The sequence below is a fragment of the Pseudacidovorax sp. 1753 genome, assembly GCF_040544975.1.
GTDB lineage: Bacteria > Pseudomonadota > Gammaproteobacteria > Burkholderiales > Burkholderiaceae_C > Xenophilus.
In genome coordinates, this window is sequence record NZ_JBEPKY010000013.1 from 90,261 (window position 1) to 104,576 (window position 14,316).

The following is a 14,316-nucleotide window of genomic DNA, read 5'->3' on the forward strand; positions in this document are numbered from 1 at the left end:
GCCGCCTGCCCGGGAACGGCCTGCGGGTGGCGGCCCCGCGTGTCGGGCGCTCAACCGGCTGCCGCGGCCAGGCGCTCGAACTCGGCCGCCGCCAGGCACAGGTCGGCCCAGGCGCGTGCCTTGTCGGCCGGGGTGCGCAGCAGGTAGGCGGGCGCGTAGCTGGCGACCACGGCAGTGCGGCCGTCGGCGCAGCGGCCGACCTGGGCACGCAGCCGGCCCAGCGGCTGCGCGCCGAGCAGCTGCTGCGCCGCCAGCGGACCCAGCGCCAGCACCATGCGCGGCGCGAGTTCGCGGCAGGCATGGTCGAAGCCAGCCTCGAAGGGCTCGTCGTCCTCGCCTTGCGGCACGCCGGGCGCGGGGCGGTGCACGCGCTGCAGGTGCACCGGCGCGGGGCCGGCGTGCAGGCGCAGGGCGCGCAGCATCTGATCGAGCAGGCGGCCGGCGTCGCCGACGAAGGCGGCGCCATGACGGCCATCGGGGCCGGGCGGCATGTCGACCAATACCAGCCAGCCGCCTGGGGTGGGCGCGTCGCCGCTGGCGCCGGCCGGCAGGTACAGGCGTTGGGCCGGCTCGATGCGCACGGCGGGGGCACTCCCGGCCCGTGCGGAGGGTGCGCCGGTTCGTGGGGCCGGGGACGCCGTGGCGGAGGCGGGCGACTCGGCCGTGGGGCGGCGACCGGGCGCGGAGGAAGCCCGTGCCGCCTGGCGCAGGGCTGGCGGCGCTGCGGCGGAAGGCGGCATGTCCTCCGGCGGTACGTCGTCGATCCATGCGGGCGGGCCGTCGTCCGAAGGCGGCGCGTGGGGCGTGTCGGTGCCCGGACGATCCATCGGCGGGCGGGCTGCGCGGGCGGCCGCGGGCTCGGCGGTGTGCTCGCCGACGAGCGCAGCGGGCTCTGCGGCCTGGGTCGTCTCAGCTGCGGCGATCGGTGCCGCCACCTCCGCCGTCTGCGCCGGCCACCAGACCTTGACGCCCATCTCCTCCAGCATGGCGCGCTGGCGTGCATCGAGCATCAGGCTCATCTCGGGTTTCCTGGGCGTGCGAACGCGCGTGCGTGCGGCGCGCCCTGTTGAATGGGGGCGGAGGACGGGGTCACGGGGCCGTGCCCTCCAGCCGCAGGCTCATCACGATCGCGTCCTCGCGACGGCCGGGCGCGGCCGGGTAGTAGCCCTTGCGCTGGCCCACGCGGCGGAAGCCGTGGCGTTCGTAGACCTGCTGGGCGCGCGTGTTGCTCACCCGCACCTCCAGCCACAGCCAGCCCGCGCCCTGCGCGCGCGACCATACGCCCAGCGCCGTGAGCATCAGCGCCGCCCAGCCCTGGCGCTGGAAGGCCGGCGCCACGGTGATGTTGAGCAGATGCACCTCGTCCACGCCCTTCATGGCGACGAAGTAGCCGATCAGCGTGTCGGGCGGTGCGCGCCGCCCGGCAACGTCGGCGCCGAAGCCGGGCGCCTCGGGCGGCGTGGGGCCGACCAGGCACATGCAGTGGTAGCCGGCATGCATCGAGTCGATGAAGTTGCCGCGCGTCCACGGATGGGTGTAGGCCTGCTGCTCGATGGGCAGCAGCGCGTCGAGGTGGGTGACGCGCATGGGCTCCAGGCGCGCCTCGGGCAACTGGGGCAGGGCGCTCATGCGGACGTCGCTCCGGTGGCGGCGGCGTTCTTGATCGCCTCGCGCTCGGCCGTGGTCTGGGCGACCTTGTCGCGCACGTACAGCGGCTGGGCCTCGGCCGCCGGCACGGCGCGGCCGGCGGCGAGCATGGCCGGGGCCAGGCGCAGCAGGGCGGTGGCGGTGGGCAGGCAGGCATGGCGCGGTGCATCGGCGGGCAGGCGCTCGCCATAGGCCGCGAACGCGTTGCCGGCCAGCAGGAAGCCGGGCGGCACCTGCACCTGCTCGGGCGCCATCAGGCGCGGGGCTTCGCAGTGACCGGCCGCGGTGTCGCAGGCAGCGGCATAGACCTCGTCCATGCGCGCGTCGAGCACCGCCATCACCTGCGCCGCGCCGGTGGCATGGCGGGCCTCCTCGGCCACGGCGTGCAGCGTGTCGATGGGCAGCACGGGAATGTCCGCCCCATAGCCCAGGCCCTGCGCCACCGCGCAGGCGGTGCGCAGGCCGGTGAAGGCGCCGGGGCCGCGGCCGAAGACGATGGCCTGCAGTGCGCCGAGCGTCAGCCCGGCTTCGGCCAGCAGTTCGTGGATCAGCGGGATCAGCGCGGCCGAAGCCTGGGCGCCGCCGGCCTGGGTGCGGGCGACCACGCGGTCGCCGTGCTGCACCGCCACCGACAGCGTGTCGGTGCTGCAATCGAAGGCGAGGAGTTCAGGCATTGCAACCCTTGGTCGTGGCACAGGCCGGCACCGCGGCGGACGCGGCCGGCGCCTTGCGCTGCACACCCAGCAGGATGCCGAGGGTCACCAGCGCCAGCCCGGCCAGCAGGCCCGGATGCAGCGGCTCGTCCAGGAAGAACACCGCCGACAGCGCCGACAGGCCCGGCACCAGCGCCGTGATCATGGTGGTCCGCACGGGGCCGAAGTAGCCGATCATCTTCGTGAAGGTGATGCCCGAGATCACCACCGAGCCGATGCCCTGGAAGGCCATCTGGAAGGCGATGGCGCCCCAGGGGGCGCTGGGCAGCTTGCTGTGCACGACGCCCGCCCAGACCAGCAGGGCATACAGCGGCACATAGGTCAGCAGCGCGAACATGGTGATGGCGATGGTGGCGCGCACCGCGTCCAGCGCATGCCGGCGCACGATGACGCCGTAGCAGGCCCAGCAGAAGGCGGCGGACATGAACAGCAGGTCGCCCTTCCACACATCGGCCGTGCCGCCCGCGTCCGCGCCGCCGAAGGCCTGCAGCAGGCTGCGCCCGCCCACCATCAGGTCGCCCGCGACGATCAGGCCCAGCCCCGCGGCCCGCAGCGGCGTGATGCGGTCACGCAGCACCACCGCCGCCAGCAGCGCCGTCCACAGCGGCAGGCTGCCGGGCATCAGCACCGCGGCATGGCCGGCCGGCGCGAAGAAGAAACCCGAATACGCCAGGCCCGCATAGAGCACCGCGCCGAAGATGCCGGCCAGTGCGCTCAGCCGCAGCGAGAGGGGCGACAGGCCGAACAGCGAGCCGGCCTGGGTATCGCCCGCCCGCCGGGCCTGCGCCACCAGCCAGGCGCCCCAGGGCGCGAGCACCACGCTGGCGCCCAGGATGCGGGCCAGACCGATGTCCAGTGGCGCCAGCGAGCGGCCGGCGGTGGCGCGGGAGATGACGATGAAGCCCGTCCACACCAGAACGGTGATGACAGCCGAGCCGACACCCACCGCCCGGGGAGACAGGCGCAGGAGCGATCGGTCGGCAGCAGGCATCGGGCGATTATCGAGGGGCCTCGCCGCGGTCGTCGGCACCGGGGGCTTGCGGGGGCCGACCGGCCACGGTGACCGCCGCGCCAGCCGCGCGCAGGGCGGCCACCGCCGCTTCGGGTGCCTGTGGCGCCACCAGCACCGTGCCGGCCTCGGCCAGCGGCGCGATCACATAGGGCGAGGCTGCACCGAGCTTTTCGGAAGAGGCCATGACCACCGTCTCGGCCGAGGCCGCCATCAGCGCCCGCTTGATGGCGGCTTCCTCCATGTCGGCGGTGGTCAGGCCCGCCTGCGCATGCACCCCGGTCACGCCCAGGAAGCAGGTGTCGGCATGGATGCGGGCGATGGCCTCGGTGGCCGCGGCGCCCACCGCCACGACCGAATGCTTGAACAGCCGTCCGCCGATCAGCACCACCTCCACGCCGGGATGCGCCACCAGCGCCACCGCCACCGACGGGCTGTGCGTGACCACCGTGGCCTGCAGCGTGGCCGGCAAGTGGCGCGCCAATTGCACGGCGGTGGTGCCGCCATCGACGAACACCACCTGCCCGGGCCGCACCATGGCTGCTGCGGCGCGGCCGATGGCCACCTTCTCCTGCGGGGCCAGGCGCTCGCGGCCGGCGAAGTCGGCCTCGGCCGCCGCCATCGGCAGCGCGCCGCCGTGCACCCGCTGCAGCTTGCCCTGCGCCGCCAGCTCCCGCAGGTCGCGGCGGATCGTGTCTTCCGACAGGCCCAGCGATTCGCCGAAAGCCTTGGCCACCACCTGGCCATCGCGGCGGAGGGCGTCAAGGATGAGCTGGTGGCGCTGGCGGGTGAGCATGGGTCGATGGTAGCCAGGGATGCATGAAGATGCACGAAATTTCTTGATATTGCACGAGTGTGCGCCTAGCATCCGCCGCCATGACCTCCACCAGCGAACGCGTCCGGGTGCGCGACGTCACCCTGCTCTCCGACAACTGGTACACGCTCAAGACCACGCGTTTCGACTGGCAGCGCCGGGACGGGCGTTGGCAGACCCAGCAGCGCGAGACCTACGACCGCGGCAATGGCGCCGTCCTGCTGGCCTACGACCTGGCGCGGCGCACCGTGCTGCTGGTGCGGCAGTTCCGTTATCCGGCCTTCGTCAACGGCCACGACGGCCTGCTCATCGAGGCCGCGGCGGGCCTGCTGGACGATGCCGCGCCCGAGGCCCGCATCCGCGCCGAGGCCGAGGAAGAACTGGGCTACCGCCTGGGCGAGGTGCGCAAGTTGTTCGAGGCCTTCATGAGCCCCGGCTCGGTCACCGAGAAGCTGCATTTCTTCGTCGCACCCTACGACGCCGCCATGCGCATCGGCGACGGCGGCGGCCTGGCCGAGGAGGGCGAGGACATTGAGGTGCTGGAGCTGCCTTTCGACGAGGCGCTGGCCATGGCGGCGGACGGCCGCATCGCCGATGCGAAGACCATCCTCCTTCTGTACCACGCGCAATTGCACCTGTTCGGCCCGCGCGGGGGCTGAGCGGGGCGCGGCCGCCCACCGGCGTGCCGCGGCCTGCTGACGCACCCAGCGCTCCGGATAATCCCGGCGCATGCCTGTGCGCTGCTTCTCTTCCTGCCTTCCCCGCCTCCCGCTTCTCACTTTCCTGCGCGCTGCTGCGCTGGCCGCCACCGTCGCGGGCGCGGGCTCGCCGGCACTGGCCCAGCCCTCGCCAGCGGTCCCTGCCGGCGCTGCCATGCCGTCCACGGCGCTGCCGCCCTCCGTCGAAGCCGCCCTGGCCCGCGCCAAGGTACCGCGCGATGCCGTCACCTTCTTCGTGGCCGACGCCGAGGGCCGCCAGCCCCCGCGCCTGGCCTGGCGGGCGCAGGAGCTGGTCAACCCGGCCTCGGTGATGAAGCTGGTCACCACCTATGCCGGGCTCGACCTGCTGGGCCCTGCTTACACCTGGAGCACGCCGGTGTACGCCGATGGCGCCGTGGTCGACGGCACGCTGCAGGGCAACCTGTACCTGCGCGGCCAGGGCGACCCCACGCTGGTGGTCGAGCGGCTCTGGCTGCTGCTGCGCCGCGTGCAGGCCCTGGGCATCCGCCGCATCGCCGGCGACGTGGTGGTCGACCGCAGCGCCTTCGACGCCGGCGTCGAGAGCGACCCGGCCGCCTTCGACGGCGAGCCGCTGCGGCCCTACAACGCCTCGCCCGACGCCTTCCTTGTCAACTTCCGCACCGTGACGCTGGACTTCACGCCCGAGGCCGGCGGCCGCTTCGCGCTGATGAGCGCCGAGCCGCCGCTGGCGGGCGTCAGCTTTCCTGCGCGCGTGCCGCTGGGTGCCGGCGAATGCGGCGACTGGCGCACCGCGCTGCAGGCCGACTTCGCGGACCCGGCGCAACCGCGCTTTGCCGGCGCCCTGCCGGCCGCCTGCGGCGCGCGCAGCTGGCCCGTGGCCTGGCCCGATCCGCAGCGCTTCGGCCTGCGCGCCATCGGCGGCCTGTGGCAGCAGATGGGCGGCCAGATTGACGGCCAGCTGCGCCTGGGCGCCGTGCCGGCGAGTGCGCGCCTGCTGTTCGAGGCCGCCTCGCCGCCCCTCGGGCAGGTGGTGCGCGACATCAACAAGTACAGCAACAACGTGATGACCCAGCAGCTCTTCCTGACGCTGGGCCTCACGCAGCGGCAGCGCGGCAGCTTCGACGCCGCGCGCGCCGCCGTGCGGCAATGGTGGACGTCGCGCGTGGGCGGCAACGAGCCGGCGCCGGTGATGGTCAACGGCGCCGGCCTGTCGCGCGAGGACCGGCTCACCGCGGCCGGACTGGCGCGCATGCTGCAGGTGGCCTGGCGCTCGCCGGTCATGCCGGAGCTGATCGCCTCACTGCCCGTGATGGGCGTGGACGGCACCCTGCGCAATCGGCCTGCGAATACGTCGGCCCACCTCAAGACCGGGAGCCTGCGTGACGTAGCGGCGATTGCCGGCTATGTGGACGGCGCCGGGGGGCGCAGATGGGTTGTCGTCGCGATTGCCAACGATCCGGTGGCTGGCGCGGCGCGGCCGGCGTTCGATGCGTTGGTGCAATGGGCGAGTGAAAATCCATACAAATAAGAAATCATTTAGGCATATGAAAATTTGATAATTCTTTGTTGGATCTCCTTTAAAAATAAAAAGATTGATTTATAAAATATGACGCCCAATATTGATATCAGTCTGCCTGACCGCTATGACATGCTCGCTAGAAAAGCGGTTGGTCAGCTCTCTCAGATCATTTCTCCAGTGGAGAGCGCCCTCGATCATATTGACGCTTTGCACGCGGACATGCGGGCGTCATCTCGCGGCGTTTTTTTGATCGTCAGAGGCGATTCCGGTACTGGAAAATCGACTTTCATTCATACAATAGGATTGTTCCGCGACGACGTTGAAACCATTTCTTTTCCTAAGGAAGAGGATATCTCTGAGGTCCTTCAGAGTCTTGGCTCAACAAAAAAGAAGCTAAGAATTGTTGTCTTTGAAGGGCGCGAGGCCCTCACAGACGTTTCAAAGGAACTGCTTGAAAAGTCAATTCACGCCATAAATTCTTTTGTTCGTACGGTAGCGGGTGAACTAACAATCGTGGCATGGCCTGCGAATCGGGATGATTTGGCAGAGAATCTAGCGGCACTGGCCCCCGAAATTGGGGCGGAAGCATTAACAGGCTTAGGCAACCCGGTTTTTAAATTCAGTGGGCCTAGTACCTCAGAGTATATTGCAATCGCAAATAAAACTTTGGCGCTTCTAAATCAAGGTGAGACGTTGCATGATTTGGGAATTTCCGATCAACGTGCAAATCAGCTCGTCGCAGAGTCTTCAACGATAGGAACGTTTTTGGCGAAGGTGCGCCGAGACCTTCTTGCGAATCAGCGGCAGCTTGCGACGCTTACAAAGAGAGAGCTCTGCAGGGTTTGGGTCGTCGTTTTGGCGGGCAACGAGCCAGAAGCTGACATCGACGCTTTAACCCGGGGAACTATGTATTCAGCTGATATTGACCGTATGCTTTCCGTAACGAACGCGAATATTGTTAGAGACTTGAAGGAATTTCCAGAAAAGCTGGGAATGCTAGGTACCTATTTAGATGCGAGAGTCCTTCATGTCCCCGTACTTGCAGCCCTAGCAGTAGTCCGCACTTATGCCAGTGACAATCTCAGAAATATAATGAAAAGTGCCGGGATGCTTGCTGCCCCCGAGAAGGATGCAAAGGAGCGGCTTGCTGATACGAATTTTGTTGCCTCGTTTAAAAATGCGCCGATCGGAGCACGGAAAGTTGGTGGCAAGGTTGGTCCAAATTCCGTTACGGCCTTTGAGAAACTAACCAATATTGCATCATCTAATGATATTGAACTAAATAAAGCAATAGGTGCTTGTTTGGTGGATATGGGAATAGTCGATAGCTGCGCTTACGAAAAAGATTTTGGATCTGGAATGTCTCGCCGCACAGATATTGTGGCTGCAGTTGAGGCAGGAACAATTCGTCTTGAGATAATGTGGCGTAGAAAAACCGGGCGAGCGGAAATCGCCAATTATGTGTTGACGAAGCTTTTCAATTATGGAAAAGCTATCGGTTACCTTTCTAATGGGCGCGTCGATGCGTGATCCAAATAATTGGAGAGGTCTGCGGCGCACTCGAAAATGTAGATCTATTGCCCGACTTCGAGTGGCTTGCAGCTCATTCGGATTTGCGGTCGACTAATAAGGTTTGCTTTTTACACAGCCGCCCGCATCAACCGATCCCGCACGCCTTCCCACTCCGCCGTCTCCGGCGGCGTCTCGATCCAGATCAGCTTGGCGCCCTCGTCGTCGAACTGCCGCAGCAGCGCGAACAGCTGCCGCGCCGCTTCGGCCGCGTCGTCGGGCATGCGGCGCAGGATCAGGCGCTGCGAGCGGCTCTTGAGCGGGGTGCGCGACCACACGGCGATGTGGGCGGCCTGGGCGCCCAGCACGTCCAGCGCGGACTGCAGCATGCGGCCATCCATCAGCCGCACCTTGGCCGTCGGCGCGTAGTGCGATTCCAGCGTGCCCGAGGCGCGCGGGTCGGGCTGGGCCAGTTCGGCCTGGCTGCGCAGGCGCTCGCCGGCCACGCGCTCGATCTGCGCGCGGGTGATGACGCCCGGGCGCAGCAGCACCGGCGCGCCGCGGCTGCAGTCGACGATGGTCGACTCGATGCCCACGGTGCAGGGGCCGCCGTCCACGATCAGCAGGTCGTCGCCGAACTCGCCGGCCACATGGGCGGCGGTGGTCGGGCTCACGCGGCCGAAGCGATTGGCACTGGGGCCGGCCAGGCCGGGCACGCCGTGGCGGGCGCAGGCATGCAGCAGCGCCTGCGCCACCGGATGGTCGGGGCAGCGCAGGCCGATGGTGTCCTGCCCGCCCGCGGCGGCCGCGCCCACGCCGGGCTGGCGGGTGGCGATCAGGGTCAGCGGGCCGGGCCAGAAGGCATCGGCCAGCGCGCGCCCGAAGGCCGGCAGCGGCTGCGCGAAGCGCGACAGCGACTCGGCCTGCCGCAGCTTGTCGGGCAGGTGCACGATCAGCGGATGGTCTGAGGGCCGGCCCTTGGCGCGGAAGATGCCGCGCGTGGCGTCGTCGTTGGCGGCGTCGGCGCCCAGGCCGTAGACCGTCTCGGTGGGAAAGGCCACCAGCTCGCCTGCCCGCAGCGCGAGCGCGGCGCGTTCGATGGCGTGGCTGTCCTGGCCGTCGAGGATCATGGCGGGCTCAGCAGGCGGAGCTGTCGGGCAGACCGAGCAGCGCCGCGGCCTGTGCAGCGGCGGCGCGCACGCCGGCGATGTCGGCGCCGGTGATGTTCAGGTGCCCCATCTTGCGCCCGCGCCGCGCCTCGGTCTTGCCGTAGAGGTGCAGGTGGGTGCCGGGCAGGGCCAGCACCTGGGCCCAGGCCGGGTCGCGCTGCTGGTTGCTGCCTTCGGCGAACCACAGGTCGCCCAGCAGGTTGAGCATGATGGCCGGGCTGTGCTGGCGCGGCGCCACCAGCGGCAGGCCGGCCAGGGTGCGCACCTGCAGGTCGAACTGCGAAACGTCGCAGGCGTCCATGGTGTAGTGGCCGCTGTTGTGGGGGCGCGGCGCCATCTCGTTGGCGACCAGGCTGCCGTCCTCCAGCATGAAGAACTCGACGCACAGCACGCCCACATAGCCGATGCCATCGGCGATGGCGCGCGCGGCCTCGACGGCGCGGGCGGCGACGGCGGGCGGCAGGGCCTGCTCATGCACCTCGGTCACGGCCAGGATGCCGCCGCGGTGCAGGTTGCGCTGGGGCGGAAAGTGCACCGCCTGCCCGTCGTGGCCGCGGGCCACGATCACCGAGCATTCCAGCGCCAGCGGCAGGCGCTTTTCGAGCACGCAGGGCACGCGGCCGGTGGCGTCCCACGCCGCGCCGAGTTCGGCCAGGGTCTGCACGCCCTGCTGGCCCTTGCCGTCGTAGCCCATGCGCGCGGTCTTGAGGATGCCGGGCAGCAGGTCGGCCGAGACGGCCGCCAGGTGGTCGGCGTTCTCGATCACCGCATAGGGCGCACAGCCGATGCCGCTGGCGGCGCTGCAGCGCACGAAATGCGCCTTCTCGCGGATGCGGTCTTGCGCAATGCCCACGGCATCGGCCGCGGGCGCCACCGGCACGTCGCCGGCCAGCGTCGCCAGGGCCTGGGCCGGCACGTTCTCGAACTCGGTGGTGACGGCATCGGCCAGGCGCGAAAGGCGACCGAGGGCGTCGCTGTCCAGGTAGTCCGCATGCAGGTGGTGGTGGCTGATGCGGCCGGCGGGGCTGTCCGGATCGGGGTCGAGCACCGCGGTGAAGTAGCCCGTGGCCTGCGCCGCGTGCACGAACATGCGGCCCAGCTGGCCGCCGCCCATCACGCCCAGCGTGCTGCCGGGCAGAAGCGGCAGGGTCTTGCGGCCCGGGGCCGTGACCTTGGGGCTCACAGCGCGCCTCCGCCCTGGGGCGAGAACACGGGCGCCGCCGCGGCCGGTGCGCCCTCGGCGGGCGGCGGCAGCGTCATGGCCTCGGCCACGCGGGTCTGGGCGGCGCGGAAGTCGTCCAGCTTCTGGCGCAGGGCCGGGTCGTTCACCGCCAGCATGGCCACCGCGAACAGGGCCGCATTGGCCGCGCCCGCGGTGCCGATGGCGAAGGTGCCGACCGGGATCCCCTTGGGCATCTGCACGATGCTGTAGAGCGAATCGACGCCCTGCAGGTGCCGGCTGGCCACCGGCACGCCCAGCACGGGCACCGTGGTCTTGGCGGCCAGCATGCCCGGCAGGTGGGCCGCGCCGCCGGCCCCCGCGATGATGGCCGTCAGCCCGCGCGGGGCGGCACTTTCGGCATAGGCGAACAGCGCGTCCGGCATGCGGTGCGCCGAGACGACGCGTGTTTCATGGGCGATGCCGAATTGCTGGAGAATCTCGGCCGCATGGCGCATCGTCTCCCAGTCGGAGTTCGAGCCCATGACCACGCCGACCTGGATGGTTTCACTCATCTTTCAATTTTACGTTTCGGCCCCAGCTGGAACGGGAATCTGAATCGGCCGGGCGCCCGGCCATCCCCCAACGACGCAGCCTCACCCATGATCGACATCACCCTCGACAACTTCCAGACCGAACTGGTCGAAGCCTCGCTCGCCACGCCGGTGCTGCTGGACATCTGGGCCGAATGGTGCGGCCCCTGCAAGCAGCTGGGCCCCGTGCTGGAGAAGCTGGAGGTCGAATACGGCGGCCGCTTCATCCTGGCCAAGCTCGACGCCGACAAGGTGCCGCAGATCTCCAGCCAGCTGTCGCAGATGTTCGGCGTGCGCAGCATTCCCTTCTGCGTGATGTTCTCGGGCGGCCAGCCGGTGGACGGCTTCGTCGGCGCGCTGCCCGCCGACAAGATCCGCGAATTCTTGGACAAGCACGTGCCCGGTGCCGACGAGCTGGCCGCGCAGCAGGAGGAAGAGGCTGCGCAGGAGGCCCTGGCCGAAGGCGACACCGACGGCGCGCTCGAAAAGCTGCAGCATGCCGTGGCCACCGACCCGTCCAACGACGATGCCCGCTTCGACTACGTCAAGCTGCTGCTGCAGATGGGCCGCACCGACGACGCCAAGGTGGCCTTCGCACCGGTGATCGACCGCCGCTCGCTGGTGCGCCGCTTCGACTCGCTGCAACGCTGGATGGACGCGCTCGACGCCGCCGAGGGCGCCGACATCGCCGCGCTGGACGCGCGCATCGCCGCCAACCGCCGCGACTTCGACGCCCGTTACGCCCGCGCCCAGGCGCTGATCGCGCAGCAGCAGTGGACCGAGGCCATGGACGAACTGCTCGAGATCCTCATGCGCGACAAGGGCTGGAACGAGGAGCTGGCCCGCAAGACCTACATCGCCATCCTCGACGTGATCGAGCCGCCCAAGCCCAAGGTGGCCGAAGGCCAGATCCCGCCGGACGATCCGGTCGTGGCGACGTATCGCCGCCGGCTGTCGAGCGTGGTCCTGAGCTGATCGCACCTCACGCAGACCCACGAAAAAAGCGCTTCGATGCCGAGGCGCTTTTTCTTTGCCGCACCGTGGCGGGGAGGAGCGGATCAGCCCAGCGCGGTGCGCAGCCGGTCGCCCGCATAGGCCATCGCGTCGCGGGCTTTCTGCAGCACGGCGGCGGCGCCGAAGAACTCGTGGGCCACGCCCTCGTAGTCGCGGCGCTCGACCGGCACGCCCGCATCGCGCAGGGCGTCCTCCAGCTTGGCACCGTCGCCGCGCAGCGGATCCAGCCGCGCATTGATGATCGTCACCGGCGGCAGGCCGGCCAGGTCGGCATCGATCAACGACAGGCGCGTGTCCTTCAGGTCCTCTTCCGAGTTGACGAGGTGGTCCACGAACCACTTCACCATGGCGCGGTTCAGCGGCTTGGCGATGGCGTTCTCGATGTAGGACTCGGTGTTGAGGCTGGTCTGCGCGACGGGGTAGACCGACAGCACATGGCGCGGGGCCGGCAGGCCGGCATCGCGCACGGCGATGGCCGTGGCCACGGCCAGGTTGCCGCCCGCGCTCTCGCCGGCCAGGGCCATGCGCACCGGGTCGCCACCCAGCGAGGCCGCGTTCTGGCTCAGCCAGCGGTACGCCGCCAGGGCATCGTCCCAGGCGGCGGGGAAGCGGTGCTCGGGCGCCTGGCGGTAGTCCACCGACACCACGATGGCATTGGCCGCCTTGGCCAAGCCACGGGCGCCCGCGTCGTAGACGTCCTTGTCGGCGATGACCCAGCCGCCGCCGTGGAAGTACAGGATGACCGGGAAGGGACCGACGCCCTGGGGCGTATAGACGTTCGCCGGCAGCGCACCGACGGCGCCATCGACCGTGATGGTCTTCATCGTCACGCCGGGCACCAGCACTTCGGGGTCGGTGGATTCGCCGCGCTTTTGCAGCAGGGCGATCACGGCATCCTTGGCGGTCGGCTGCCGGCGGGCTTCGGCCACCTCCAGCTTCTCGATGGCCTTGGGGTGGAGCGACTCGTGTGCCTTGGCCAGTTCGAGCTGGTCGTCATCGGCGCGCAGGGCGGCGATGGCGTTGGACGCGGCATTGAGGATGGGGTTGGGCTCGCCATGGCTCATGGGCGGGGTTCCTTGTGGTGTAAGCGGCAGGGCCGCGGCGCGATGGCTGCGGGACTGCTGCATACCTTCACCGCGTCAGGCCGGAAGCCGCGTGCGCGGCCAGGACCGTCCGACGTAGGCGGGGGCTCTCGACGCCGGTGGGCATCTCCCCCTCAGGGCGTGACGGACAGGCCGCGCAGCCCCGTGTCTGCGGGTGTGTGACGCGCCCGTCGCCTCCTTCGCGATCAAGGCCCTGACCCGCACAAGCTCCGCGGAAAAGGCCGCGGGCCGCGCCTCAGGTGCCCTGCACGTAGGGATTGCTTTGGCGCTCGCGGCCGAAGCTGCTTTCCGGCCCGTGGCCGGGAATGAACACCGTCTCGTCGCCCATGGGCCACAGCCGCTGTACGATGCTGTCGATCAACTGCGGATGGCTGCCGCCCGGAAAGTCGGTGCGGCCGATGCTGCCGGCGAAGAGCACGTCGCCCACGAAGGCCCGCTGCGCGCTGGCCGAATGGAAGACCACATGGCCCGGCGTGTGGCCCGGGCAGTGGCGCACCGTCAGCGTCTCCTCGCCCAGCGTCACCGTGTCGCCGTCGGCCAGCCAGCGCGTGGGCGTGAAGGCGCGCGCGGGCGGAAAGCCGAACATCGCGCTCTGCTGCGGCAGGCCGTCGATCCAGAACTGGTCACCCGGGTGCGGTCCCACGATGGGCAGGCCCAGGCGCTCGGCCAGCTCGCCGGTGCCACCGGCGTGGTCGATGTGCGCATGCGTGAGCCACAGCTGCTCCAGCGCCAGGCCGCGCGACTCGGCGGCGGTGACCAGCCGGTCGATCTCGCCGCCCGGGTCGATCAGCGCGGCCTTGTTCGTCGCGTCGCACCAGACGAGCGAGCAGTTCTGCTGGAAGGGCGTGACGGGGAGGATCTGGTAGCGCAGCATGGCGAAGGCGGTCGTGGGTCGGAGCCGGCGATTGTCGCGACCGCCATGCCCCGACGGCGGCGGCGCACCGCCCGCCTGCGTCTCAGCCCGCGCGCGAGCCGATGACCCGGCAGCAGGCCGTGGCCCGCGCCACCTCGGTGCCCGCCTGCGCAAGCACCGCCTCCACGTAGCAGATGCTGCGTCCGCCGCCCACGATGACCGAGCGGCCCTGCAGGGGCCCCGGGCGGGCGGGCGCGAGGAAGCTCAGGTTCAGCGTCAGCGTGACCACGCCGCCGCCGCCTTCGCCCGCGCGGGCGTCCACGACGGCGGCGCACAGGTCGTCCAGCATGGCGGCGAGCATGCCGCCCTGCACCGTGCCCGCGGGGTTGAGGAAGGCTGCCGTGGCCTCGTACTCGGCGGCCAGCGTGCCGGCCGTGGTGTCCAGGGCGAGCAGGCGGCCACCGAGCAGGGTGGCGATGGGCGGTTCGGGGCGTCCGGGCAGCATGTGTTTCT

Annotated in this window: 15 protein-coding genes; 4 read left to right on the forward strand and 11 right to left on the reverse strand. The window is 69.8% G+C overall.

All coding sequences use genetic code 11. The features are described 5' to 3' along the window. Window positions 1–50: 50 nt before the first annotated feature. The 5 genes from ABIC63_RS17390 to ABIC63_RS17410 form a co-directional block, all read right to left on the reverse strand. Complete coding sequence (locus tag ABIC63_RS17390; RefSeq protein ID WP_354320699.1) at window positions 51–1,019, reverse strand: uracil-DNA glycosylase family protein; 969 nt, start codon at window positions 1,017–1,019, stop codon at window positions 51–53. A 70-nt stretch (window positions 1,020–1,089) separates the two neighbouring features. Next, window positions 1,090–1,629, reverse strand: coding sequence for a GNAT family N-acetyltransferase (locus tag ABIC63_RS17395; RefSeq protein WP_354320700.1), 540 nt, complete (start codon window positions 1,627–1,629; stop codon window positions 1,090–1,092). After that, window positions 1,626–2,321 carry a tRNA (adenosine(37)-N6)-threonylcarbamoyltransferase complex dimerization subunit type 1 TsaB gene (tsaB, locus tag ABIC63_RS17400; protein WP_354320701.1) on the reverse strand — a complete coding sequence of 232 codons (696 nt, stop codon included), beginning with the start codon at window positions 2,319–2,321 and terminating at the stop codon, window positions 1,626–1,628. Before tsaB ends, ABIC63_RS17395 begins: the two co-directional genes overlap by 4 nt. After that, entirely contained in the window at window positions 2,314–3,351 is a 1,038-nt protein-coding gene (locus tag ABIC63_RS17405; RefSeq protein WP_354320702.1) for a DMT family transporter, read from the reverse strand. Before ABIC63_RS17405 ends, tsaB begins: the two co-directional genes overlap by 8 nt. A gap of 7 nt (window positions 3,352–3,358) precedes the next feature. Continuing rightward, entirely contained in the window at window positions 3,359–4,165 is an 807-nt protein-coding gene (locus ABIC63_RS17410; protein WP_354320703.1) for a DeoR/GlpR family DNA-binding transcription regulator, read from the reverse strand. Window positions 4,166–4,245: 80 nt separating this feature from the next. Between ABIC63_RS17410 and ABIC63_RS17415 the strand changes: the two genes are divergently transcribed. The 3 genes from ABIC63_RS17415 (at window position 4,246) to ABIC63_RS17425 (ending at window position 7,933) form a co-directional block, all read left to right on the forward strand. After that, window positions 4,246–4,842 (forward strand): NUDIX hydrolase, encoded by a 597-nt coding sequence (locus ABIC63_RS17415; protein WP_354320705.1) that lies wholly within the window; start codon window positions 4,246–4,248, stop codon window positions 4,840–4,842. A 214-nt stretch (window positions 4,843–5,056) separates the two neighbouring features. Continuing rightward, the gene (gene dacB, locus ABIC63_RS17420; RefSeq protein ID WP_354320706.1) at window positions 5,057–6,412 is read left to right on the forward strand and encodes a D-alanyl-D-alanine carboxypeptidase/D-alanyl-D-alanine endopeptidase; all 1,356 of its coding nucleotides are present in this window, start codon (window positions 5,057–5,059) and stop codon (window positions 6,410–6,412) included. A gap of 78 nt (window positions 6,413–6,490) precedes the next feature. Further along, window positions 6,491–7,933 carry a hypothetical protein gene (locus ABIC63_RS17425; protein ID WP_354320707.1) on the forward strand — a complete coding sequence of 481 codons (1,443 nt, stop codon included), beginning with the start codon at window positions 6,491–6,493 and terminating at the stop codon, window positions 7,931–7,933. Window positions 7,934–8,043: 110 nt separating this feature from the next. Here the strand turns inward: ABIC63_RS17425 and ABIC63_RS17430 are convergent, their stop codons facing one another. From ABIC63_RS17430 to purE, 3 genes are read right to left on the reverse strand one after another with little or no spacing between them, the layout of a single operon-like run. Next, window positions 8,044–9,042, reverse strand: a complete 999-nt coding sequence (locus tag ABIC63_RS17430) for an L-threonylcarbamoyladenylate synthase (RefSeq protein ID WP_354320708.1) — start codon at window positions 9,040–9,042, stop codon at window positions 8,044–8,046. Window positions 9,043–9,049: 7 nt separating this feature from the next. Next, window positions 9,050–10,264 carry a 5-(carboxyamino)imidazole ribonucleotide synthase gene (locus ABIC63_RS17435; RefSeq protein ID WP_354320709.1) on the reverse strand — a complete coding sequence of 405 codons (1,215 nt, stop codon included), beginning with the start codon at window positions 10,262–10,264 and terminating at the stop codon, window positions 9,050–9,052. Further along, complete coding sequence (gene purE, locus ABIC63_RS17440; protein WP_354320710.1) at window positions 10,261–10,815, reverse strand: 5-(carboxyamino)imidazole ribonucleotide mutase; 555 nt, start codon at window positions 10,813–10,815, stop codon at window positions 10,261–10,263. The genes ABIC63_RS17435 and purE overlap by 4 nt, the downstream gene beginning before the upstream one ends. Before the next feature lie 87 nt (window positions 10,816–10,902). Here purE and ABIC63_RS17445 point away from each other — a divergent pair, with 87 nt between their 5' ends. Beyond that, window positions 10,903–11,808 (forward strand): tetratricopeptide repeat protein, encoded by a 906-nt coding sequence (locus ABIC63_RS17445; RefSeq protein ID WP_354320711.1) that lies wholly within the window; start codon window positions 10,903–10,905, stop codon window positions 11,806–11,808. Window positions 11,809–11,891: 83 nt separating this feature from the next. Here ABIC63_RS17445 and ABIC63_RS17450 read toward each other — a convergent pair whose 3' ends face one another. From ABIC63_RS17450 to ABIC63_RS17460, 3 genes are all read right to left on the reverse strand, one after another. Next, window positions 11,892–12,911, reverse strand: coding sequence for an alpha/beta hydrolase (locus tag ABIC63_RS17450; RefSeq protein ID WP_354320712.1), 1,020 nt, complete (start codon window positions 12,909–12,911; stop codon window positions 11,892–11,894). A 274-nt stretch (window positions 12,912–13,185) separates the two neighbouring features. Next, the gene (locus tag ABIC63_RS17455; protein WP_354320713.1) at window positions 13,186–13,824 is read right to left on the reverse strand and encodes an MBL fold metallo-hydrolase; all 639 of its coding nucleotides are present in this window, start codon (window positions 13,822–13,824) and stop codon (window positions 13,186–13,188) included. Window positions 13,825–13,906: 82 nt separating this feature from the next. Continuing rightward, complete coding sequence (locus ABIC63_RS17460) at window positions 13,907–14,308, reverse strand: PaaI family thioesterase (protein ID WP_354320714.1); 402 nt, start codon at window positions 14,306–14,308, stop codon at window positions 13,907–13,909. Window positions 14,309–14,316: the final 8 nt, after the last annotated feature.

Bases quoted from the DNA above. Each gene is read 5' to 3' on its own strand.
- ABIC63_RS17390 (WP_354320699.1), bottom strand. From the start codon at position 1,019: ATGAGCCTGATGCTCGATGCACGCCAGCGCGCCATGCTGGAGGAGATG.
- ABIC63_RS17395 (WP_354320700.1), bottom strand. From the start codon at position 1,629: ATGAGCGCCCTGCCCCAGTTGCCCGAGGCGCGCCTGGAGCCCATGCGC.
- tsaB (WP_354320701.1), bottom strand. From the start codon at position 2,321: ATGCCTGAACTCCTCGCCTTCGATTGCAGCACCGACACGCTGTCGGTG.
- ABIC63_RS17405 (WP_354320702.1), bottom strand. From the start codon at position 3,351: ATGCCTGCTGCCGACCGATCGCTCCTGCGCCTGTCTCCCCGGGCGGTG.
- ABIC63_RS17410 (WP_354320703.1), bottom strand. From the start codon at position 4,165: ATGCTCACCCGCCAGCGCCACCAGCTCATCCTTGACGCCCTCCGCCGC.
- ABIC63_RS17415 (WP_354320705.1), top strand. From the start codon at position 4,246: ATGACCTCCACCAGCGAACGCGTCCGGGTGCGCGACGTCACCCTGCTC.
- dacB (WP_354320706.1), top strand. From the start codon at position 5,057: ATGCCGTCCACGGCGCTGCCGCCCTCCGTCGAAGCCGCCCTGGCCCGC.
- ABIC63_RS17425 (WP_354320707.1), top strand. From the start codon at position 6,491: ATGACGCCCAATATTGATATCAGTCTGCCTGACCGCTATGACATGCTC.
- ABIC63_RS17430 (WP_354320708.1), bottom strand. From the start codon at position 9,042: ATGATCCTCGACGGCCAGGACAGCCACGCCATCGAACGCGCCGCGCTC.
- purE (WP_354320710.1), bottom strand. From the start codon at position 10,815: ATGAGTGAAACCATCCAGGTCGGCGTGGTCATGGGCTCGAACTCCGAC.
- ABIC63_RS17445 (WP_354320711.1), top strand. From the start codon at position 10,903: ATGATCGACATCACCCTCGACAACTTCCAGACCGAACTGGTCGAAGCC.
- ABIC63_RS17450 (WP_354320712.1), bottom strand. From the start codon at position 12,911: ATGAGCCATGGCGAGCCCAACCCCATCCTCAATGCCGCGTCCAACGCC.
- ABIC63_RS17455 (WP_354320713.1), bottom strand. From the start codon at position 13,824: ATGCTGCGCTACCAGATCCTCCCCGTCACGCCCTTCCAGCAGAACTGC.
- ABIC63_RS17460 (WP_354320714.1), bottom strand. From the start codon at position 14,308: ATGCTGCCCGGACGCCCCGAACCGCCCATCGCCACCCTGCTCGGTGGC.